This is a genomic window from Candidatus Omnitrophota bacterium (genome assembly GCA_025453395.1).
Taxonomy (GTDB): domain Bacteria; phylum Omnitrophota; class Gorgyraeia; order Gygaellales; family Profunditerraquicolaceae; genus JAlOQK01.
Map to the genome: position 1 here is coordinate 284,571 of JALOQK010000002.1, position 19,854 is coordinate 304,424.

The window sequence follows — 19,854 nt, forward strand, 5'->3', positions numbered from 1 at the left end:
TTAAAACCGATCTTCCTACTCTCTTTGGTGCTCGATGGTCATGTCTAAGAATGCTCTAAGCCTGCGTGAACGCGTAGGGTGGCGCAGTTTCTTTAATGCCTTGGCCTCTATTTGCCGCACCCTTTCGCGGGTAACTTTAAATACGTTGCCTACTTCTTCAAGGGTCCTTGGGCAACCATCGGTTATGCCAAACCTTAAAACAAGAATTTTTCTTTCTCGGTCGGTTAGGGAGCTTAATATCGTGCCCATTTCTTCCTTAAGCATGGATCTTACTGTGGCGTTTGCCGGAGAAATTGCTTTTTTGTCCTGGATAAAATCCCCAAAATGCGTATCCCCCTCATCTCCGATAGGCATCTGAAGCGATATTGGTTCCTGCGCGATCTTAAGGATAGATTTTATTTTATCCTGGGGCAGGCGTATTTTATGGGCTATCTCTTCGGGCGTTGGCTCTCTTCCATGCTGCTGCACAAACAATCTTGAGAAACGCATGATCTTGTTTATGGTTTCGGTCATGTGCACCGGGATCCTGATGGTGCGCGCCTGATCCGCGATAGAGCGGGTAATTGCCTGGCGTATCCACCAGGTGGCATAAGTGGAGAATTTATATCCTCTTCTGTATTCAAATTTCTCAACCGCGCGCATTAAGCCGATATTGCCCTCTTGGATCAAATCAAGAAAAGACAAACCGCGATTGGTGTATTTTTTGGCAATACTTACCACCAGCCTTAAGTTAGCTTCAACTAATTTCTTTTTTGCGCGGTTAAATTTAAGCTGAGTTGAGCGAATAAGCTTAACCTGTTCTTTAACCTTACCATAAGGCTGGATCAGCCGCCTGAGGATCTCTTTTTTGCGCAAGGCGTCTTTTTTCTTGTTCTTTGGCTTTAACGCGTCATACTCTTTAATTAAGGCAAAAAGCTTTTTTACCAGGTTCTCTAATACCGCGGTAGTGAAATTAAGCTTCCAAAGAAAATCTGAGGCCTTTTTCTCGCAGCGCGCCTGGCTTATAGCCAAACAAAGCTTTTTGATCTTATTGATTACCTGATTGCGGTTAGTCTTGATTTCCTCTTTGACTATTTCATCCAGATTAAGCGTCCCGTCAATTACCTCGTCGGCGATATGTACCATTCCCTTGCGGGCAAAACGGGTAGCCATAACAGCTAATTTAAAATTATTCTCCGCTTCCTCTATTTTCTTAGCCAACGCAATTTCATTCTCGCGGGAAAGAAGCGATATCGAGCCCATCTGTTTTAGGTACATTTTTACCGGGTCATCCAAAGGGATAAATCTGTCTTCGGTAATCGCCGGCTGCTCAGAAAGGATGGATTCATCTTTCATCGCCGGGATATGCTTTTCGCTGGGTTTCCCTTCGGAAGCATTATCCACAAGCTGGATATCTTCATTGCCCAATATCTCAAATACTTCATCGATCGCGTCAGAGGAAGACATATCTTCAGGCAAAAGGTTATTTACCTCATCGTAAGTTAAGAATCCTTTTTGGCGGCCCAAGGCTATTATCTTCTCAACATCTTTATTCTTAGCGCTTATTTTCTTAGACATTTTTACCTACCTTTTTTAGTAAGCCTGCAATACTCTAATTTCAGGATATTTAACTTATTATCGTCGTTATTTTTCTCCGCCTGCTGCATTTCTTCCTGCAGGTGGCGCATCAATTGCATTTTCCGTTTGCTTTTTAGCATTTGAATACAGCCATCCACGATCTCGTTTCTATTATCAGGCCCCGCTTCATCAGCCAGCGCGCAAGAACACACAAACTCCAGCATCTGTTTATCTTCTAAATTCTTAAAAAGCCTGTTGGGGTGAATTTCCTTGCCCTGTTTAAAAGCCTCAAAAAGTATTTCTACGATCCGGGAGACACGCTTGTCCATGAAATCATCCGGGCCGATATGATTGCATATATTCTCAATCAAAGCGGTTTCCTGCAGCATTAGCTTAAGAAGCATTTTCTCTGTTGGGTGCACTTCTGTCATAGTTTTTGCTGTATGGCTTACAGCGGCCTGCCTATCATCAAGGACAGCTTTACTTTTCTTGAATTCTTCATATAAATGCTGTTCATTGATATTGAAATGTTCAGCAAGTTTCTTAAGGTATTCCGCGCAAAGTATGCTGTTCTTAAACTTCTTTAATGTCGGGAATATTTCATTTATAACCTTTGTTTTTGCTTCCGGGGTATCTTCGCCATATTGCAATTCTAAGGCATTCAATTTATAGTCAAATAAATTTTTAGCCGAATTTATAGCTTCCAGAAATTTACCTGGGCCGTATTTGCGCACAAAGGAATCCGGGTCTGATCCTTGCTCCAGAGAGGCTACCCGCACGTTCATGCCTTCTTCGATAAAGATATCCAAATTCCTCAAAGTAGCCATTTGCCCTGCTTTATCCGCGTCATAAACCATGACCACATTCTGGGTGTATCTTTTAAGAAGGCTGGCCTGATTAGCGGTAAAAGCCGTTCCTAAAGAAGCTACAATATTGCGAATGCCTTCTTGGTATGGGATTATAAGGTCCAAGTACCCCTCTACCACGATAGCGTAATTGGTTTCACAGATAGCGTCTTTTGTGAAATTAAGCCCGTAAAGGTGGTTTCCTTTGGTGTATACGGGTGTTTCCGGAGAATTGATATATTTAGCAGATTCTTTCTCGGTATTCTCAAACGCCCTGCCACCAAAAGCAATGATCCGCGAACGCGTGTCAAACACCGGAAAGATGATGCGGCTCCTGAAACGGTCATAGTACCCGCCGTTACTGCGCTTTATAATCAATCCCGCTTTTTCTATAGTGGATATGCTTATGTCTTTTTGACGCAAATAATTTAAAAGCCCGTCCCATTTGTCGGAAGAAAAACCCAATTTAAAAAGCTTAGCGGTTTCTCTTTTGACCATTCTTTTAGAAAGATAGTTCCTGGCCTCCTGGGCCAAGGCCTGGGAATCAAGATGATCGTGATAAAATTGCGCCGCTAATTCATTCGCCTTGTAGATCAATCCGGAAATACTATATGTTTTATCGTTGTCTTTGGGCTCAGGAAGCACTACCCCGGCTTTACGCGCTAAAGCCTCTACCGCCTCGATAAAATCAATTCTTTCATGCTGCATAAGAAATTTAAAGGCATTGCCGGATTCTCCGCAGCCAAAACAATGATATATCTGCTTATCAGGCGAAACTACAAAAGAAGGTGTTTTTTCGTGGTGGAACGGGCAATTCGCCTTAAAATTCCTCCCCGCCTTTTTTAAAGGGATGTAGCCGGAAATAAGCTCCACTATGTCTGTGCGGCTTAAAATATCGTCTAATATTTGATCAGCGATGCGCGGCATTTCTCTTCACCCTATAGAAGCCAGAACATTGAATAATCTCAAAGTGCTCTTTGGCCTTTCTTTCGATATTATCCAACAATAGATTAAGCCCCAAAACATCCGAAGCAATATGCCCAGCGATAATCACGTTCATGTTTAAATCTCTTACTTTCTTAAAATGATCCTCGCCCAAATGCATGCAGACTAAAGTGCGCACGCCTTTTTTATATAATTCGGGATAAATATCCTTCGGCCCTTCAGTGCCGCCAGTCATCTCTATCATTATCTTGCCGGCTGGACGATTACGGTCTCCCAAAAGAATGCTGGGCCCGAGTTTTCTACCCGAAGCAATCCTGTATTCCGGGATGCGCATTAAAATGTCCATAATATCAGAAAGCTTTTGCTTTTTTTTGGCATTTAAAAGCTTATCCAAAAAGCTGAAGACATGATTGTCCGCCACAGTGTGCAAACAGATAAAAGGAATATCCAAGATTCTTGCGGTATCAACACAGCGGGTATGATTTGCCGGTGAAAGCCTGCGCTCTACCTCGTTCTGCCTTTCCTGCAAGAATTTTAATGCCACGCTATCTTTTATGCCTTTTTGGCGCAAGAGATCAACCTGGACAGACATTACTTCAGCCAAATTTGCCAAGGCATAACCTTCGGGGTGATGCGACAGCACCAGGTCCAGACCGCTTTTTTTCCTTATCGCGTCCGCTAAAATAATCTCCGCGGATTCAATATCAATGCCCACAAGAATTTTCTTTACATTAACAGAGCCTTTTGCGTATAAAATAGCGCTGTCCGGAAAAGATTTTACCTTCTCTTTTGGCCGAGGGTCGTTTAAAATGCCAAAGTTAATGGCTTCTTTGAATAAAACTTCTAATTTCATCGGCTGATTGCTTCTTGCGTTTGTTTTACCTGCGGATTAAGACGGTCCGTTGATGAGAACTTGGAAACTACACTGCCCCATATAGCGTTATAAATGCCCGGGGAGACTTTAAACAGGCTATAGCCAAAATAAGAGTTTTTTATGCTTTTGGGGAAATAAGAAACACTGCAGATTGCAAGGATATAGCATAATAAACTGGCGGTCAACACGGCTCTTAATATCCCTAATGCCAAGCCTCCCCATTTGTTCAATAAAGAAACCGCTTCTATCTTAACCATATTAAGGATGGAGATCCTTAAAAGAATAAATAACGAATATGCCGAAGCGACCAATAATATAAAAATCAGAAAATCCATAAATTCAATAGGCGCAACCGTGATAGAAAATCTGCCGGTGATGAATTCCGAAATACGGCTGTAATAATGCAGAGCGACAAGAATAGCGAAAATACTTCCCAAGAGTTTAAATATTTCTATAGGGAATCCCGTCTTTAGCGCCACAAAACATATGCGCACTAAAATTAAAATTATTACGATATCCAACCAGTTAAATTGCTTTAAAGTATTTAATATCATAGGGTTAGGTAAATTTAATTAAGCAAGTATGTTAAAGTATAGCACATACTGCTTTAAGTGTCAAGGAAAGCGCTTTCTTTTTCCCAGGGCTATTCTAATTCAAAGGAAATAATAACATTAAAGGATAATTGCGGATAATCCAATTCTTTGGGGAAAGATGGAAAAGGCCCTGCCTCCCGCACGCTTTTGATAGCAATCTGGCCAAGATAAGCGCTTGCTGATGATTTTTCGCTGATCACATGCACATCATTTATTTGCCCATTGTTCGCCACAATAAAAGAAGTATAAACTTCTCCTGTTTCTGTGCGCACATAATTGTGATAGGCCGCGCGGCGTATTTTCTCCCTGACTAACTGGTAATAGTTTATATAAGAGGGGTTTTTTATTTTGTCCTGATCAAGCGGCGGCAAAGAAACCTTCATTTTGATACTGGATATTTCTGGCTTTATAAAGTTTGGCTTTATCATAGTGTCGGCTGCTTGCGGGATATCGCCAGCCTTAGAGCCATTGTTAAATTGTTTAAAGGCAGGCGCGGATTTAACGTTCATGCGTATTTTAGCATTAACATCATAAGGATCAACGCGTTTATCCAGCTGTTCCCTGGGAAGAGTTTTAGGTATGCCGGGGCTTTTTAGATAACGCAGTTCTACTTTTTGTTCTGCAGCAGCCTTAGAGAATAAATTCAGATGATACGAATTTAATAAGATTATCCCGTGAACAGCTGCGGATATGATGAATGTGGCAAAAAATACCTTTGGAGAGTTCATTTATCTTTTTAAAACTCAAATCCCTTACGGGCTAAGCGGCCTTTATTAAAATAGTGCTTAACGCATTTGATGTAACTGACTAAGTCCGCTTTATTTATTATAGCCTGCGGAGCGTTCCTTCCGGTTAAAACCCATTCTGTATTATGGCGGGATGTTTTTATAATCCGCATCAAGTCTTCCTGTTTAATAAGGTTAAAATGCAAGGCGAGATTTATTTCATCCAGGATAATCAGGTCGTAGCTATTGTTTTCTAGAACTTCCCTTAGTCTCTTGAGGCCTTTGCGCGCGGATAACTTATCTAATCTTCCAGGGGCACGCACAAAATCAGATCTTCCGCATTGTTCAACGGTTATCCCTGATAAAAAGGAAATGGCCTTTAATTCGCTTGTGGGATTTTTCTTAAGGAATTGAAGGATATATACCTTTAAACCGGCGCCGCTTGCGCGCAACGCTAACCCCAGGCTTGCGGTAGTTTTTCCTTTACCGCATCCCGTATATACTTGGATCATATTAGAAAAATAAAACAGGCTTATTTATAGGAAATAGTTACCGTGAATCTTTCTTCCGTTTTATTAATTCCCGTCGGGAATACCGGAAATGGAATGGCATCTTTGATAACCTTTAAAGCATAAGGCACAAGGCTGTCCTCGCTTGAGCTTATAATATTAGGCTCAGCTAAAAGCTGGCCGTTAGAAGAAAGAAGAAAATTCACCACCACATTTCCATTCACTCCGACAGGAGAATTGCGCTTGGCAAATCCCTGAATGCGGTTAATCAGATTTTGATAATACGTCGCCTTCTCTGCTTCCTGGGCTGCCTGATTATCTAAAATCTGCTTTTTCTGCTCTTTAAGCTTAGCCTGTTTATCGCGTTCTTGCTGGCCGCTCAGTTCTTGAGTTTTTTTATCGCGCGCCTCTTGCATCTGCTTTAGGCGGGCTTCTTTTTTAGCCTGCAGCTGTTTAATTTTCAACGCCCGCGGGTCCTCTTTTATATCCGCAGGTATTTTCTCAATAACAATGTTCCCGTTTTTCATGCTCGCTACCGCGCCTTGCTTGGGAGCAATTTCTTTGAATTCAGTAAACGATGATTCTCCGCTCATTATATGAGGGGTAAGAAGTATGATCAGATCCGAAGTAGTTGAATCATCCGATATTCTTCGGAAGAAATGCCCGATAAGCGGTATGTCGCCAAATAAAGGTATCTTTTTAACCGTTTTATCGCGGGAATCCTTGCGCAATCCCCCAATGACGATAGTTACGCCATCGCGGATCATAACTGTTGTTTCGGATTCCGAAGTGCTGACAATGGGAACTTGGGTGATTGTCCCTTCAGAGGTGATATCTGTCCTAATTGCAGAGCTTATCTCCGGGCGTATTTTCATGGTAATAAAACCATCCCTGCTTATTGTGGGAGTTACAAAAAGTTTGATCCCCACATCCACAAAATTTACTGTTTGCGATATTGAGCTTGGGCTTCCAGAGGACTGCACAGTCGTAGAAGTAATATAAGCGTCTTTTGTGCCAACCAGTATCTTTGCCTCTTGATTATTTAAAGCCATGATCCTGGGGCTGGAAAGGATCTTAACATCTCCGATGGTGCGGATAATATCCATGGTGGCTTTGTAGTCGCCTGGCTTAGTTACTGTAGATGCCGTGCCTACCAGAAGCGCCCCTGTAGTATTTATTGGAAGCGCTGCTTTAATGTCCATGTATTTCTGAAACCAGTAATCCCAATCAAAACCTACTTCCAATTTATCTGAAGGCTTTACTTCTATTATTTGAGCATCAATCAATACCTGCTGGGTCTTTTCATCGAACGCGGCTATTACCTTGGCTATCTCATCAAGCTTTTGCACGGTATCGGTAACGGCAATCTTATTGGTCCTTTCGTCAATCTTCACCACGCCAAGCCCTTTTGTAAGGGAATCCTGTAATTTAGAGCTTATTTTTTCAGCCTGGGCGTAATTAAGGTTAAAAATGCGGGTTTCTATCGGCACATCGGCATTCTTGACGAACTCCGCCATTTCTATTAATTTAATCGGGGTATCTATAATAACCAAGGTATTAGAAACATCATCCGCTATTACCTTGCCGATATTAGTTTTCATCTGGGTAAGCGCCCGTGAGATGTCAGCGGCCTTGGCATATTTAAGTTGTATGATTTTGGCTCTTTTCTTATCTTGAAAACGCTCACCGTATAACAACTCATAATCTCTTTGACTCATGACATTGACCATGTCTCCCCTTCTATCATAAGCCAAGTCATTTGAAACAAGCACAAACTCAAACGCCTCCCAGGCATCAACGTCTTTAATAAAAAGCGTGACTTTGCCGGATACGTTCTTGCCCACGATAACATTCAACCCTACTTTTCCAGAAAGCATTTTTATCACATCAACTATATCCATGCCCTTAATATCCAGGGTGATTTTTCTGGGGTCAGCTGATGAACTGACAATCGGCGCGGTGCTGGCTTCCGGAACAGTTGTTTGAGAGAAAGCGTCCTGTTTTAATAAAATCAAAACACCTGTTAAAGTAAATAGTAAAAATGCCAGCAATTTTTTCATTGCTTTTATGTGTCTCCTTTCTAAGAGAATCATATGGATAACTCCATTTTCTGCCCCTTATAATCAATGATAATTTTACCGTCGTGGATTTCTTCTACAGTCATGTCGCCAAAAGATTGGCCCACAGTCAAATAATAAGTGCGTTGATTTTTTTTGTCTTCAATAACCGCTTGCGGAGTAGGTTCAAGCATGATACCTACAAGGTTTATATTTTTGAAAAGTTCTCCCGCTATATCAGCGGCAACCGGGTCAATTGTCCCGGATCCTGCGCTCTGGGAAATAAAAAGCTTCTTACTTTTAAAAATCTGTTCAAAACCTTCATAGTTTGATAAAACATCTTTACTTTCCTCTAAAAGCTTGCTTGTGAAAGCGGCGTCTGATTCCGGCAGCTTAATTTTCTTAAGCCCATAATAGGGATAAAGCAAGGCAGAAATAAAATAAATAGCTTCCAGAATGAAAATAATGGAAATTATATTCTTTAACCGTTCAAAATTAATAAAATCATTGAGAATATAAGAGATGGGGAATTTTAATGGGTTTTTTTTCCCTGTAGGATTGACTGCGGGTGAAGAGCTATTTGCCGCTTTTGAAAGTTCTGCCATATTTATAATTATTTAATACCTCTTAACCCTGTTTGTCAAGTTTATTTTGTAATGCCTTTACTCTACAGAAATCTGGCTTAATGAAAAATTAGCTTCTAATTCACCGGAATTAACTTTTTGGATAATCTGCAGTCTTCTAACCTCAAAATATAAAAGGGAGTTTTCTAACCCGTAAATAAACTTAGTTTGAGACACAATATCGCCTGAAGTCTTTAAATCCACAATATTTTCCTTATAGATAGTTGAACGCTTGGTCTGGCGCGGACGAAGGTCAATGATCTTTACCCCTGATGCTTTAGCGTCTCTTTCTATGGTAGTAAGCGCCAGAAGCATGCTGTCTGTGGCCTGGCCGCGGGTATTTAACCCGGGCAACAATTTAGAATATTTCTTTTGGATCCCGGATTTTTTATCCACCAAGTGCATATATTTAAGGATTCTGCTGCGAGAAACGCTTATTTCCTTGCTATAAGTATCATTTGTCTTAAGCAAAGGGGCAACTATGTAATTAAACGCCATAGCCAAAATAATCACAAGCGCCGCTATAATAAAAAACGATTTCTCTCTCTGGGATATGATTTTTATCATATTCTAATTTAACTGGCAGATTATTTCAAATTCAACTATCTCGGTACCTTTACTTTTCTTTTTTGTGACATAACGCAGCTTTGCCGGGATCTTTTTAAAGCCGCTAGCGTTTTGTAGTTTTGACATGAAAGAAAAAACATTTTCCAGGGAATCAGTTTGCGCGCGCATAAGTATCTGTTTCTCTGCTTCATAATCAAAAGAAAGAAGCGATATATTGTCCGGGGCTACTTTATATAACTCATACATCTTATCAAAAAGAGCCACTCTTTGCGAATGCCTTTTTTCAAAGAAATCAAACCTCTTCTCTATTTCTTCCAGCTGCTTGGCCTCTGATGACATATATACAAGTTCGTCTTTTAATTTCCCCAAATAAAGCTTTTTATTATCAATGTGTTTTAATACTCCTACTACCAATAAAGCGCAGGCGCCTATAAAGATAGCCAGTAACTTCATGCGCTCACGCCAAAGATAGGCTTTTCTTAAGCGTTCCTTATAATCTTCAGCCAAAAGGTTTAGCGAATCATTAAGTTTAACTAAACCAAATCCAATAAGGTTAGTATAAAGATCTTTATCCTGCTCTATCTTTTCCGCCACGTTCTTAATCACCGGCCAATTCATGTCTATGGGGCAGACTTCTACCGGCACTTCTACTTCTTCTGAAGTGGCTTCTATGGCTGAAGCGGGAATTTCCTCTTTGGATATAAAGATTATCTTCTTGGGTTTTTGCTGGGATATTTCCTTTAAATACGCGTCGCGGGTCTTGCGCACCTCTTCGGCTAAAACATTTTCCCATTGTGGAGAGTTTCGGTTAACCTTAAAATAGCGGCTATAGAGAAGTTTTTGGTTGTTTACTACCGCCACCTCCACTGCCTTGGGGTTAAAATTCACCAAAAGAAGAGTGTCTTTGTCTTGCGGCTTTACATAGGAATAAAAATTGCTTAAACCATAGGAGCCTAAAACAATATTAAACCTGCGCGGCCTTAACTCTTCCACTATTTTAAGATGTTTCTCTATGACGTTGCGCAAGACAATGATCAGGTTAACATGAGAATAGCCGTCTTTATCAACATTGACGATTTCATAACCGCTTATTAATTCTTCCGGAGGATACGGCAGGTATCTGGAAACCTGAAAAGACAATATTCTTTCGATTTCCGGGACAAAACGCGTGGGGATCTTTAAATAGCGGCAGGTTACAAGATTTCTGGGCACAGAAACTATGATGTAATTATTTTTATACCCAAGCTGCCGGAAGATATCGTGGATCTTAGTAGCAGATCCGGCCTGTTCAGCGGCAAGAGAATAGGTTTTTAAATCAACGAAATATTTGCTTCTTTTATCAACAGCGCAATGAGCAATACTTAAGATTTCATCTGTTATCTGGAAGATAAAAGCAGAATCTTTAGTTTTATATTTAATGCTCGCTGATTTCGGGATAAGGTTATCTCTATTGTTCATACCAGGATATAATTTTACTTTCTTCTATTTTATCATGATTTCTGTAATAAATACAATTAATTTTTCGTTTTAAGTTTTTATTTTCTAAAACTGCTTCAGAAGAAATCTTGAAATAGTCTGAACTGGCGCTCATTTTATTGCCTAGCGCAGCAAGCACTGTTTGATATTTGATATCTAGACTAAGAAATGTCGGCGAAAGAACTTTTGTATTTTCAAAGTGCCCGATTTCGTTACGCTTGCTAAGTATGGCATTGGTTATTTCTCCTGTTGCCTCATCAGATAAGCTTGCGGCTTTAACACAACTTAGGACTAGTATTCTTAAAACATCTTCCCCAACAGTATTAATATTAATTTTATCTCCTGAACAAACAAAATAATCCTGCAGAATAGCGTAAGCCTTAAAACCTTCTTCCAGATAGGTTTCCTGATTTATATTTTTAAAATAGTATTGCAGAGGATAAACTAACTCCTCTATTACTGTTAAAGATGCTTTTTTAAACCCAGCGTATTTATCCGCTTTTAAATCTTCATCACTAGCCTGATTATCCTTCTTTCTTTGTATGCAGATATCCTCAACTAAGGCATCAGGATCAGTAATCCCGTCAATTTTCTCCGTAACGATTGATTTTATTATTTCCCTGTCAACGGTGTTTATATTGAAACGCCTTTCTTCATCTTCTATGTGCACGCTAAAAGAATACGGATCATCATCGCGTATTCTTATATTACTGAAAATATCCGAATTGGTCTTGGCATCTATCCCCGTAGACCAGGTTTCATCAAGGCCGTCGTAGTTTTTCGCATCGTAATCTTTTAACCACTTTACCGCCTTATTTACTCCTGCCTGCGCCATTAAGTATGCCTTCAGCCTTTGATAATAGGTCTGTGAAGCCTTTAGATTAAAATAAGCTCTTCTGCCTAAAGTCAAAGAAAAAACAACCAAGATAAAAAGTAGCCAAAGGCTGAAGATAAGTATAGAACCGGTATTTCTTTTATTTTTCATTAACATCGCAAAATAAAGGGATGACTTTTGTGAATGCTACAGTATCTGTATTTTTAGCTTTATCCAAGGAGATAAAAATCTTGACCCTTAGTGCCAAAGGTAACCTGGCTTTTTGTTGCAGGGAAATATCCTGGGGTGCTTCCACCGGCCAAACCTCTTGCCACACATAAGCCGAGCTTGCTTTAGGGTCGTCACTCTTCCTGGCATACTCAAAAGAAAGATCCTTAACCTGGCTTGAGAAACTACTTTGCGCATTTTCTTTAGTTAAGATCTGCCGGGTTAAAGCGTTATTATTAAAAGCATACTCTATTTGAGCAGCTTCCCGGTATAAGGTTGAATTCTTATAGGCGTTTGTTATTGTGTAAAAATCAAGCTTATTGCTTGAGCCGATAAAACCAGAATCCCCTGTTTTATAAATAAAAGCATTTCTTAAGTCTCTCTGTATCTGGCTAAAAACTAACCTTTGGGTATTGTATATTTCTGAAGAGTCTTCTATTTTCTGATAATTACGGATTGCTGAATAGAATAATGAATATAGGCCCACCGCTAAGATCGCAAAAATAGCACTTGCCAATAAAACTTCTACTAAGGTAAAAGCCTTTTTATTATTTAACATAAGAAAAGAAATCAAGGTTTAAACTATTAGTTGATTTTCTAGTTTGCCAGTTTACAGTTAAGAAAAGCTCATTTAAATCTAAGGCCTGCGGGTCTTTTTCTAAAACATACTGCCACTTAAAAACCCGGTTCTGCATATCTTCCTGGCCTTCTGCCGTAGTTACTGAAGGGTTGCGGGAAGCCTCCCAAAATTTTTCTTCAGCTAAGTAACAGGCAAGAAGTATATCCTGGGATTTACTGGTAGCCGCGATAATCACAGAAAATCCTTTGTAAATAAAAACTACCGCTACCGAGATTATCGCGATAGTAATCAATACTTCCAGAAGCGTAAAGGCTTTATTCTTCCTTGGAAATCTCACTTTTTAATCCTTTTATTTCAAGGTTAAGAGTCTCTCCTGCGGGATTCTTAAAAGAAATCTTTATTTCCGCGGCGCTTCCGTCAGGATAAAAATATGCCGCGCTTTCTTCATCGGGCTGGAAAGATACTTCAACAAATCGAGGGACTTTTTGCAGTCCAGAGAGCCGTCCGGCAATAGGATTGGATTCCTGGGTTTGGGGATCAATATAAAGCGGCACGAAATAGCGCTCTTGGGCGTTATATTCCAAACAATATACCTTTTGCTCCGAGCCGGATAAATCCCGCAAATACATGCTCAGATAATAAATATCCCTGACAAAACTTTCTAATTCAATTTTCTGCTGTATGTGTTTTATTTTCGGAAATGACAGGGCGATAAAAACGCCCAATACAACCGTGATTATGATTAATTCTATGAACGTGAAAGCCCTATCTTTAATTGTTGCAGATGTCATCTTCGGATTTATTTTCGTCGGGGCCTGGAGAGCAAAGCTTATAGTCTTTATTGTCATCGCTTAAAAGCTCATATTTGTAGGCCCTACCCCAGGGGTCTTTCAGGTCTCTGTCCTTTTTGATATAAGGGCCTTTCCATTGGGTGCTGGAGTCAGGATTTGTCAAAAGGTCATCCAACTTGCCGGGATAATGCCCCATATCTATTTCAAACATGTCCAAGGCAACCGGTATATTCGCCTGGACCGCGGACCTGGCCACAGTAATGCGCGCTTCTTCAGAGCGGCCCACAAGCCTGGGCATAACCATCGCGGCCAAAACCCCTATAATGATAACTACCAACATAAGCTCAATTAAAGTAAAGGCTGTTTTTTTCACTTTTTCCTCCTGGAATATGGCAATTACCGCACAATTAAATTAATCTGGAATATCGGCAACAACATGGAAATTACAATAAAACCTACGACCAGGCCCATAAAAAGAATTACCGCCGGCTCTACAAGTTTGCTTATTGTCTTTAAGAAAGAATCCACCTCTTTTTCATAGTCATCCGAAATACGCACCAACGCCTTTTCCAAGGTCCCGCTTTCTTCGCCCACGGTAATAACATTCATAATAAGAGGCGGAAATAATTTTGAATCCTTGATACTATTGGAAAGGCTTTTGCCTTCGCTTATATCGTCCTTAACCTTTAAGATCTCCGCTTTAATGATTTTATTATCCAATAGTGAAGCTGAGATATCAAGCGCCGGCACGATAGTGACTCCGCTTGAAATCAAAAGCGATAACGTGCGCATCATCCTGCTTATCTCGCTTTTAAGGATGATGTCGCCAAAAATAAAAACTTTAAGTTTTAATTTATCGCAATGCATCCTTCCTTCATCGCTTTGATAGTATCGATATAGCACAAATCCAACCAGGGCAATAAAACCTAAAGCCATCCACCAATATTGCCTGAGCATCTGGGATGAATCTATGAGGATTCTGGTGGGAACCGGCAAGGCTTGCCCCATATCATCAAACATCACCACTAACCTGGGGATAACAAATCCCATTAAAACGCCTATGGTCAATACCCCCACGCAAAACACAAACGCCGGGTAAATCAGGGCCCCTTTTATGGAACTTTTAAATTCTTCTTCTTTCTCCAGGAATGTCGCTAATCGGCTTAAAGTTTTATCCAATGTTCCGCCAACTTCCCCGGAATGCACCATGGAAACATATATGGCCGGGAATAATTCTTTATGCTTAGACAGGGCCTCGGAAAGCGGGATCCCGTCTTTTATTTTGCTTGCGATATCCCTTAAGACAATCTTAAAATGCTGGTTCGGGCTCTGATCGCCTATGATGCTTATCCCGTTAATAATGTTTACCCCGGAACCAACCAGGCTGGATAATTGCGTGGTAAATTGCACGATATCTTTTTTTGAAATACGGGACACCTTCAGGAAATTATCTTTAATGAAGAACGTTTCTTCGGGGATGATGCTTATAGGGTAGAGGCCTTTTTGGGCAAGCTTGTCTATCGCGTCTTGCTGGGATTGGGCGTCGACAATTCCGCTTGCGGCTTTCCCGGGGCCAGATTTGGCGCTATACTTATAACGTGGCATGTTATTCGTTTAACCCTTCTTGCTGGGTCACGCGGATAATTTCACTGTAAGTAGTGATCCCCATTAAAACCTTCTTTAGGCCGTCATCACGCAAGGTGCGCATGCCTTTTTCAACAGCTTTTTGTTTGATCTGCTGGCTGGAAGCTCGGTTAATGATCATTTCGCGGATAACCTCATCCACAACTAATATTTCATGAATACCGGTCCTGCCGCGATAACCGGTAAAACGGCACTGGTCACAGCCCTTTCCTTCATATACGGTAATATTATCTGCGTCGGGCATACTGCTTTTTATTTGTTTTATGATCTGCTCGCTTGTCTTGGCCTGAAATTTGCAATTAGGGCAAATAAGCCTGACCAATCTTTGCGCGATCAGGCATTCTAATGAAGAAGAAACCAAAAACGGCTCAATGCCCATATCCAAGAGGCGGGTTACTGCCCCGGCCGCGTCGTTAGTATGAAGCGTTGAAAAAACCAAATGCCCGGTTAACGCCGCGCGGATAGCAGTTTCGGCGGTTTCATAATCTCGGACTTCTCCCACCATCATAATGTCCGGGTCGTGCCTTAACATATGCCTTAGGCCCAAAGCAAAATCAAGGCCAATGCGGGAATTTACCTGGATCTGATTTATCCCTTTTAGCTGATATTCAATCGGATCTTCCATGGTAATGATTTTTACCGCTTGAGAATTGATCTTGGCCAATGAAGCATAAAGGGTAGTGGATTTGCCAGAACCGGTAGGCCCGTTCAAAAAGATAACCCCGTGCGGTTTTTTGATCATCTGCTCAATTATGCGCAAGTTATCCGGCAATAAGCCTATCTTCTCAAGTTCCAAGAAGAATTGAGAACTTAATATCCTAATGTGCACCGCTTCCCCAAAAGCTGTAGGGATCGTAGAAACTCTTAGGTCTAATTCCTGATTATCAATTTTGATCTTAATCCTTCCATCCTGCGGGATACGATGCTCGGCGATATTCATATGCCCCATGATCTTAATACGCGAAACAATGGCAGGATGAAAATACTTAATCGTCTCAGGGATGTTGATATTATACAAGATACCGTCTATTCTAAAGCGGGTGCGCAATTCATCCTGAAACGGCTCAAGATGGATATCGGTGGCGCGGTCTTTGATTGCTTCGGATAAGATCTGATTAACGAATTTTATAATAGAGGCGTCTTCGGCTAAGACTTCCAGGTCTTCGGTTTTATCCAAATGCCCGGGTATCTCATGGATGGGCTGATCCTTGGAGATCATTTTTTCTAATGTTTCCGCCCCTACCCCGTAATATTTACGGATAGCATCTTGAATTTCCGCTTCGCTTGCCAAAACACCTTTAACATCAAAGCCTAAGATAAGGTTTAAATCATCAACTGTGCGCACGTCTAAAGGATCGGTCATGGCTATGGTCATGACGTTATCCTTAAAATCCAGAGGGATTATTTTATAGTGGCTGGCGAATTTAGCGGATACCTTGCGGATTACCGAAGGGTCAATTTTTTTGTCTTTTAATTTTAAATACGGAATGTTTAACTGATGGGATAGAAGCTGGAAAACTTTTTCTTCTGTGGCAAAGCCCAGCTTAATTAAAGTGGCGCAAATAAATTCTCCGGTTTTTTCGCGCTCCTTAAGCCCCACCTGAAGCTGCTCGGAAGTGATTATTCCCTGCTCAATGAGAAGCTGCCCGATAAGAATACTATTTTTAGTAGACAAATCAACCTCCCTTAGTTACCAATATAATATATTTAAAGCCTCAAATTGTAAAGTTATATTCTTTTTTTAATTAAAACCAAATCTGCCCACCAAAGGCACAAACACGCAGGCGCAAGAAGGCCTACATTCGATTTTCAAGTTTTTTATAACCACATTGATTGTCTGTATTGCCTTATCTCCCAAAGGTATGACCATACGCCCGCCTTGTTTCAACTGGTCCAAGAGCGGCTGCGGTATTTCGGGGCTGGCTGCGGATACGATTATTTTATCAAAACATCCCTTTTCTTTATATCCCATTGTCCCGTCGCCAGTGATCACGGTTACATTTGAATACCCTAACTTGTTTAACAGGTCTTTGGCATTAGTTGCTATGCTTTCTATGCGCTCAATAGTAAAAACCTCTTTGGCCAATTGCGCCAGTATCGCGCTTTGGTATCCGGAACCGGTGCCTATCTCAAGCACGCAATCATCCTTGTTGATCTCTAAAAGCTCAACCATCAACGCTGTAATATAAGGTTGAGAAATAGTTTGTGCCTGCCCTATTTGCACGGGATGGTCAGCATACGCCTGCTCAATTCTGGATGCAGGGACAAAAAGATGCCGTTCAATCTTCATAAACGCTTCTAAGACACGGGCACATTTTATGCCCCTGGATACCAATTGGGACTGCACCATATCCTTGCGCAAAGACAGAAAATCCATGCTATTTCCTCTTGTGCGGGGCTAATTCCTTAAAAATCATCGCTACGAATTTAATGGTATCTACAAACGGGTTTATCTTACTTTTTTCGCGTGAATAAATAGTCTGAATAGGCACAGATTGTATTTTAACGCCCAAGCGCGAGGCCTTAATAATTATTTCTGATTCGGTTTCATACCCGGAAGTTTTAAGATAAAGCTTTTTAAGAAGCGGCGTTGAGATCAGGCGAAAACCGCACTGGGTATCAGGAATATGCTGATGCGCAAGAAAAGAAATAAAAGCGGACATCACGCTATTTGTCATCACTCTTTCCCAGGGCATATTGCGGGTATCCCGCATTCTATTGCCGATAATAAACGCATTGCTTTTGCCTTGGGCAAGATCAAGCAATAAGGGTATTTCTTCAGGCAGATGCTGGCCATCGGCATCCATGGTAACAACAGGGTCATATCCGTTATTCATCGCGTAATCAAATCCCAGAGAAAGCGAGGCGCCCTTGCCTTTATTTTTCAAAGAAGATATTACTATAGCGCCCTGCTCTTTAGCTAAGCGCGCAGTTTGGTCAGATGAACCGTCATTAATAACAACGGCTTCAAGGCCTTGATTTCTCACGCGCGCGGTAATTCCGGAGATCGTCTTTTCTTCGTTATAAGCTGGGATTACCACGCAAGTTTTCATTGTTTATAGAATTTGCGAAACATATACCACTGTTCAGGGTACTGTTTTATATATCGCTCAAATATTTCCTTGTATTCAAAGATAGTCCGGATTAAATCATTTTTCTTATCGCCAGAATTCTTGCATTCAATCGGCCGGTTAAAATGCAATGTGAAAGTATCGTCATTGTTGCGCACCATAAAAATAGGGACAATCAAGGCGCCGGTCTTAAGGCCAAAGGCTGCCGGGCCTTCAGGAAATAATGTTTTCTTGCCAAAAAAATCTATTAACTGTCCTCTTTCGCCAAAATCCCTGTCGCCGACTAAAGCAAGGATGCCTTTTTCTTCCAAAACACGCAGGCATTGCCTGACCGCCTTCCCAAAAGGTATAACTGTCAAACCTTTACTTTGCCTTTGGCGGTTAAAAAAATCATTAACTTTTTTATCCTGATGCACTAAAGCCACCGCAGAAAGTGCATGCCCCAGAACGCCCATTACCGCTCCGCCTAATTCCCAATTGCCCAAATGCGCGGTAACAATAATTACCCCTTTGCCGCTTGCCCGCGCCTGGTCGAAATATTGTTTATTTTGGAAGAAAACATTCTTATCTATAAATTTTTTATCCAGCTTATCGTATCTAAAAAAATCTACCAGGTATTTGGCGAAATTCCTGAAAATCGCCTTTCTTATCCCGGCTATTTCCTTATTTGTTTTTTGCGGGAAAATTATTTTAAGATTGCAGGTTACCGCTTTACGGTCTTCTTTATTAAATAAACAGTGGATATCTGAAACAAATGCGGCGAATTTATACGCAAAATTTAACGGCAGGTTTAAAGCAATAGTCTTTCCTATTTGATATAACCAATAAGTGGCCATCAGCTTAAGTCAAGAAGAAGCCTTGCGGTATCAAGGCTTGAATTAGGCCTGCTAATAGCATTTGCAGCCTGGCGCATGGCATCTATTTTTAAAGGTTTATTTATGAAATCTTTGATGTAGAAATTTATATTCTTGAAATCATCAAGCCTTATCGCTGCTTTAGAATGCACAAGATAGGCGGAATTGTTGGCTTCTTGCCCGGGTATAGGTTTAATAATAATCATCGGCAGGGACTTGGATAGCGCCTCTGATGTGGTGATCCCCCCGGGCTTGGTAATAATAATATCCGAAACCGTCATAAACTCGTGGATATTGTTTGCATACCCAAAAACAAGCATCTTGTGTTTTGATTTTGCGGACTTTTTCCTTAAACTTTTATAAAGTTTCGTATTGCTTCCGGCTATAACAATACTTTGCACAGGGAGATCAAGCTTTTCCAACGAAGAAATTATGGTTTTTATGGGCCCCAGTCCTTGCCCTCCACCCATGATCAATATCGTAAAGACTTTGGGGTTTAATCCTAAGTCACGGCATATTTTATCTTTATCAAGCGAATAGCTGAATTTCGGGTCGCAAGGTATGCCAAAGGGTTTGATCTTCTGAATAGGCACTCCTCTTTGCGAAAGCTTATCTCCCACTTCGCTTGATGGGACAACATAATAATTTACCTGATTATAGATCCAATAGAGATGCGGCACATAATCCGTTAATACCGCCACTAGCGGCATGTTAGAGCGGTAGATTTGCTTAAAATCCGCCACCATCCCGCAGGGGAAAGCCTGGGAGCAAGCTACCACATCAGGCTGGAATTGATCGAAAAGGCGCTTGAATTTTATAGAATTTTGCTTATGCAGCAGCTCTTTTATGCTGCCTAAACTTTTTACCACCTTCGGGTTATCATAAAGATAATCCCATATCCGAGGGATCCTTTTGATGACCGTCATGTACAAACGGTTAACTACTTTCTCTGATATGGGATTTGTATAGTTAAAAGCATTTAAATTCATCACCTGAGTTTCTGGTGAAAGGGTTTTTATGGCTTTTTCTATAGCGATGGTAGCGCTATGATGCCCGGATATTTCTGAAATGTACATTAAAATTATACGCTTGCCCATTTTT

The 19,854-nt window shown here is 40.9% G+C and carries 21 protein-coding genes; all 21 read right to left on the reverse strand.

Going from position 1 to position 19,854, the window contains the following annotated elements:
- Positions 1-15 precede the first annotated feature (15 nt).
- The 21 genes from rpoD to MUF05_02840 all read right to left on the reverse strand — a co-directional run bounded on the left by rpoD (position 16) and on the right by MUF05_02840 (position 19,850).
- A complete protein-coding gene (gene rpoD / locus MUF05_02740; GenBank protein MCU0665991.1) occupies positions 16-1,557 on the reverse strand; it encodes an RNA polymerase sigma factor RpoD in 1,542 nt (513 codons plus the stop codon).
- Positions 1,558-1,559: 2 nt separating this feature from the next.
- Positions 1,560-3,329 (reverse strand): DNA primase, encoded by a 1,770-nt coding sequence (dnaG, locus tag MUF05_02745; protein ID MCU0665992.1) that lies wholly within the window; start codon positions 3,327-3,329, stop codon positions 1,560-1,562.
- Entirely contained in the window at positions 3,313-4,200 is an 888-nt protein-coding gene (locus tag MUF05_02750) for an NGG1p interacting factor NIF3 (protein MCU0665993.1), read from the reverse strand. Before MUF05_02750 ends, dnaG begins: the two co-directional genes overlap by 17 nt.
- Positions 4,197-4,775, reverse strand: a complete 579-nt coding sequence (locus tag MUF05_02755; protein ID MCU0665994.1) for a CvpA family protein — start codon at positions 4,773-4,775, stop codon at positions 4,197-4,199. The genes MUF05_02750 and MUF05_02755 overlap by 4 nt, the downstream gene beginning before the upstream one ends.
- 89 nt (positions 4,776-4,864) lie before the next feature.
- Positions 4,865-5,542, reverse strand: coding sequence for a TonB family protein (locus MUF05_02760; protein MCU0665995.1), 678 nt, complete (start codon positions 5,540-5,542; stop codon positions 4,865-4,867).
- An 8-nt stretch (positions 5,543-5,550) separates the two neighbouring features.
- Entirely contained in the window at positions 5,551-6,051 is a 501-nt protein-coding gene (locus tag MUF05_02765) for a cob(I)yrinic acid a,c-diamide adenosyltransferase (protein ID MCU0665996.1), read from the reverse strand.
- Between the two features lie 20 nt (positions 6,052-6,071).
- Entirely contained in the window at positions 6,072-8,108 is a 2,037-nt protein-coding gene (locus MUF05_02770) for a hypothetical protein (protein ID MCU0665997.1), read from the reverse strand.
- Positions 8,109-8,137: 29 nt separating this feature from the next.
- Positions 8,138-8,710, reverse strand: coding sequence for a hypothetical protein (locus MUF05_02775; protein ID MCU0665998.1), 573 nt, complete (start codon positions 8,708-8,710; stop codon positions 8,138-8,140).
- 57 nt (positions 8,711-8,767) lie between these two features.
- Positions 8,768-9,295 (reverse strand): hypothetical protein, encoded by a 528-nt coding sequence (locus tag MUF05_02780; GenBank protein ID MCU0665999.1) that lies wholly within the window; start codon positions 9,293-9,295, stop codon positions 8,768-8,770.
- Between the two features lie 3 nt (positions 9,296-9,298).
- The gene (locus MUF05_02785; protein MCU0666000.1) at positions 9,299-10,753 is read right to left on the reverse strand and encodes a hypothetical protein; all 1,455 of its coding nucleotides are present in this window, start codon (positions 10,751-10,753) and stop codon (positions 9,299-9,301) included.
- On the reverse strand, positions 10,743-11,756 hold the full coding sequence (locus MUF05_02790; GenBank protein ID MCU0666001.1) for a type II secretion system protein GspK: 1,014 nt from the start codon (positions 11,754-11,756) through the stop codon (positions 10,743-10,745). The genes MUF05_02785 and MUF05_02790 overlap by 11 nt, the downstream gene beginning before the upstream one ends.
- Positions 11,746-12,372 (reverse strand): prepilin-type N-terminal cleavage/methylation domain-containing protein, encoded by a 627-nt coding sequence (locus tag MUF05_02795; protein ID MCU0666002.1) that lies wholly within the window; start codon positions 12,370-12,372, stop codon positions 11,746-11,748. The genes MUF05_02790 and MUF05_02795 overlap by 11 nt, the downstream gene beginning before the upstream one ends.
- Complete coding sequence (locus MUF05_02800; GenBank protein ID MCU0666003.1) at positions 12,362-12,730, reverse strand: prepilin-type N-terminal cleavage/methylation domain-containing protein; 369 nt, start codon at positions 12,728-12,730, stop codon at positions 12,362-12,364. The genes MUF05_02795 and MUF05_02800 overlap by 11 nt, the downstream gene beginning before the upstream one ends.
- The gene (locus MUF05_02805; GenBank protein MCU0666004.1) at positions 12,708-13,184 is read right to left on the reverse strand and encodes a hypothetical protein; all 477 of its coding nucleotides are present in this window, start codon (positions 13,182-13,184) and stop codon (positions 12,708-12,710) included. The genes MUF05_02800 and MUF05_02805 overlap by 23 nt, the downstream gene beginning before the upstream one ends.
- Complete coding sequence (gene gspG, locus MUF05_02810) at positions 13,165-13,557, reverse strand: type II secretion system major pseudopilin GspG (GenBank protein ID MCU0666005.1); 393 nt, start codon at positions 13,555-13,557, stop codon at positions 13,165-13,167. Before gspG ends, MUF05_02805 begins: the two co-directional genes overlap by 20 nt.
- Before the next feature lie 23 nt (positions 13,558-13,580).
- The gene (locus MUF05_02815; protein MCU0666006.1) at positions 13,581-14,789 is read right to left on the reverse strand and encodes a type II secretion system F family protein; all 1,209 of its coding nucleotides are present in this window, start codon (positions 14,787-14,789) and stop codon (positions 13,581-13,583) included.
- Between the two features lies 1 nt (position 14,790).
- Positions 14,791-16,503 carry a Flp pilus assembly complex ATPase component TadA gene (tadA, locus tag MUF05_02820; protein ID MCU0666007.1) on the reverse strand — a complete coding sequence of 571 codons (1,713 nt, stop codon included), beginning with the start codon at positions 16,501-16,503 and terminating at the stop codon, positions 14,791-14,793.
- 66 nt (positions 16,504-16,569) lie between these two features.
- Entirely contained in the window at positions 16,570-17,205 is a 636-nt protein-coding gene (locus tag MUF05_02825; protein ID MCU0666008.1) for a protein-L-isoaspartate(D-aspartate) O-methyltransferase, read from the reverse strand.
- A 1-nt stretch (position 17,206) separates the two neighbouring features.
- Complete coding sequence (locus tag MUF05_02830; GenBank protein MCU0666009.1) at positions 17,207-17,881, reverse strand: glycosyltransferase family 2 protein; 675 nt, start codon at positions 17,879-17,881, stop codon at positions 17,207-17,209.
- The gene (locus tag MUF05_02835; protein MCU0666010.1) at positions 17,878-18,735 is read right to left on the reverse strand and encodes a lysophospholipid acyltransferase family protein; all 858 of its coding nucleotides are present in this window, start codon (positions 18,733-18,735) and stop codon (positions 17,878-17,880) included. Before MUF05_02835 ends, MUF05_02830 begins: the two co-directional genes overlap by 4 nt.
- Complete coding sequence (locus tag MUF05_02840; GenBank protein MCU0666011.1) at positions 18,735-19,850, reverse strand: hypothetical protein; 1,116 nt, start codon at positions 19,848-19,850, stop codon at positions 18,735-18,737. Before MUF05_02840 ends, MUF05_02835 begins: the two co-directional genes overlap by 1 nt.
- Positions 19,851-19,854: the final 4 nt, after the last annotated feature.

What these genes read in the sequence shown, in the direction of transcription:
- MUF05_02790 (MCU0666001.1), bottom strand. Translation starts at nt 11,756, where the DNA reads ATGAAAAATAAAAGAAATACCGGTTCTATACTTATCTTCAGCCTTTGG.
- MUF05_02770 (MCU0665997.1), bottom strand. Translation starts at nt 8,108, where the DNA reads ATGAAAAAATTGCTGGCATTTTTACTATTTACTTTAACAGGTGTTTTG.
- MUF05_02795 (MCU0666002.1), bottom strand. Translation starts at nt 12,372, where the DNA reads ATGTTAAATAATAAAAAGGCTTTTACCTTAGTAGAAGTTTTATTGGCA.
- rpoD (MCU0665991.1), bottom strand. Translation starts at nt 1,557, where the DNA reads ATGTCTAAGAAAATAAGCGCTAAGAATAAAGATGTTGAGAAGATAATA.
- MUF05_02780 (MCU0665999.1), bottom strand. Translation starts at nt 9,295, where the DNA reads ATGATAAAAATCATATCCCAGAGAGAGAAATCGTTTTTTATTATAGCG.
- MUF05_02765 (MCU0665996.1), bottom strand. Translation starts at nt 6,051, where the DNA reads ATGATCCAAGTATATACGGGATGCGGTAAAGGAAAAACTACCGCAAGC.
- MUF05_02815 (MCU0666006.1), bottom strand. Translation starts at nt 14,789, where the DNA reads ATGCCACGTTATAAGTATAGCGCCAAATCTGGCCCCGGGAAAGCCGCA.
- MUF05_02755 (MCU0665994.1), bottom strand. Translation starts at nt 4,775, where the DNA reads ATGATATTAAATACTTTAAAGCAATTTAACTGGTTGGATATCGTAATA.
- MUF05_02775 (MCU0665998.1), bottom strand. Translation starts at nt 8,710, where the DNA reads ATGGCAGAACTTTCAAAAGCGGCAAATAGCTCTTCACCCGCAGTCAAT.
- MUF05_02840 (MCU0666011.1), bottom strand. Translation starts at nt 19,850, where the DNA reads ATGGGCAAGCGTATAATTTTAATGTACATTTCAGAAATATCCGGGCAT.
- MUF05_02750 (MCU0665993.1), bottom strand. Translation starts at nt 4,200, where the DNA reads ATGAAATTAGAAGTTTTATTCAAAGAAGCCATTAACTTTGGCATTTTA.
- MUF05_02830 (MCU0666009.1), bottom strand. Translation starts at nt 17,881, where the DNA reads ATGAAAACTTGCGTGGTAATCCCAGCTTATAACGAAGAAAAGACGATC.
- MUF05_02805 (MCU0666004.1), bottom strand. Translation starts at nt 13,184, where the DNA reads ATGACATCTGCAACAATTAAAGATAGGGCTTTCACGTTCATAGAATTA.
- MUF05_02760 (MCU0665995.1), bottom strand. Translation starts at nt 5,542, where the DNA reads ATGAACTCTCCAAAGGTATTTTTTGCCACATTCATCATATCCGCAGCT.
- MUF05_02825 (MCU0666008.1), bottom strand. Translation starts at nt 17,205, where the DNA reads ATGGATTTTCTGTCTTTGCGCAAGGATATGGTGCAGTCCCAATTGGTA.
- MUF05_02785 (MCU0666000.1), bottom strand. Translation starts at nt 10,753, where the DNA reads ATGAACAATAGAGATAACCTTATCCCGAAATCAGCGAGCATTAAATAT.
- MUF05_02835 (MCU0666010.1), bottom strand. Translation starts at nt 18,735, where the DNA reads ATGGCCACTTATTGGTTATATCAAATAGGAAAGACTATTGCTTTAAAC.
- dnaG (MCU0665992.1), bottom strand. Translation starts at nt 3,329, where the DNA reads ATGCCGCGCATCGCTGATCAAATATTAGACGATATTTTAAGCCGCACA.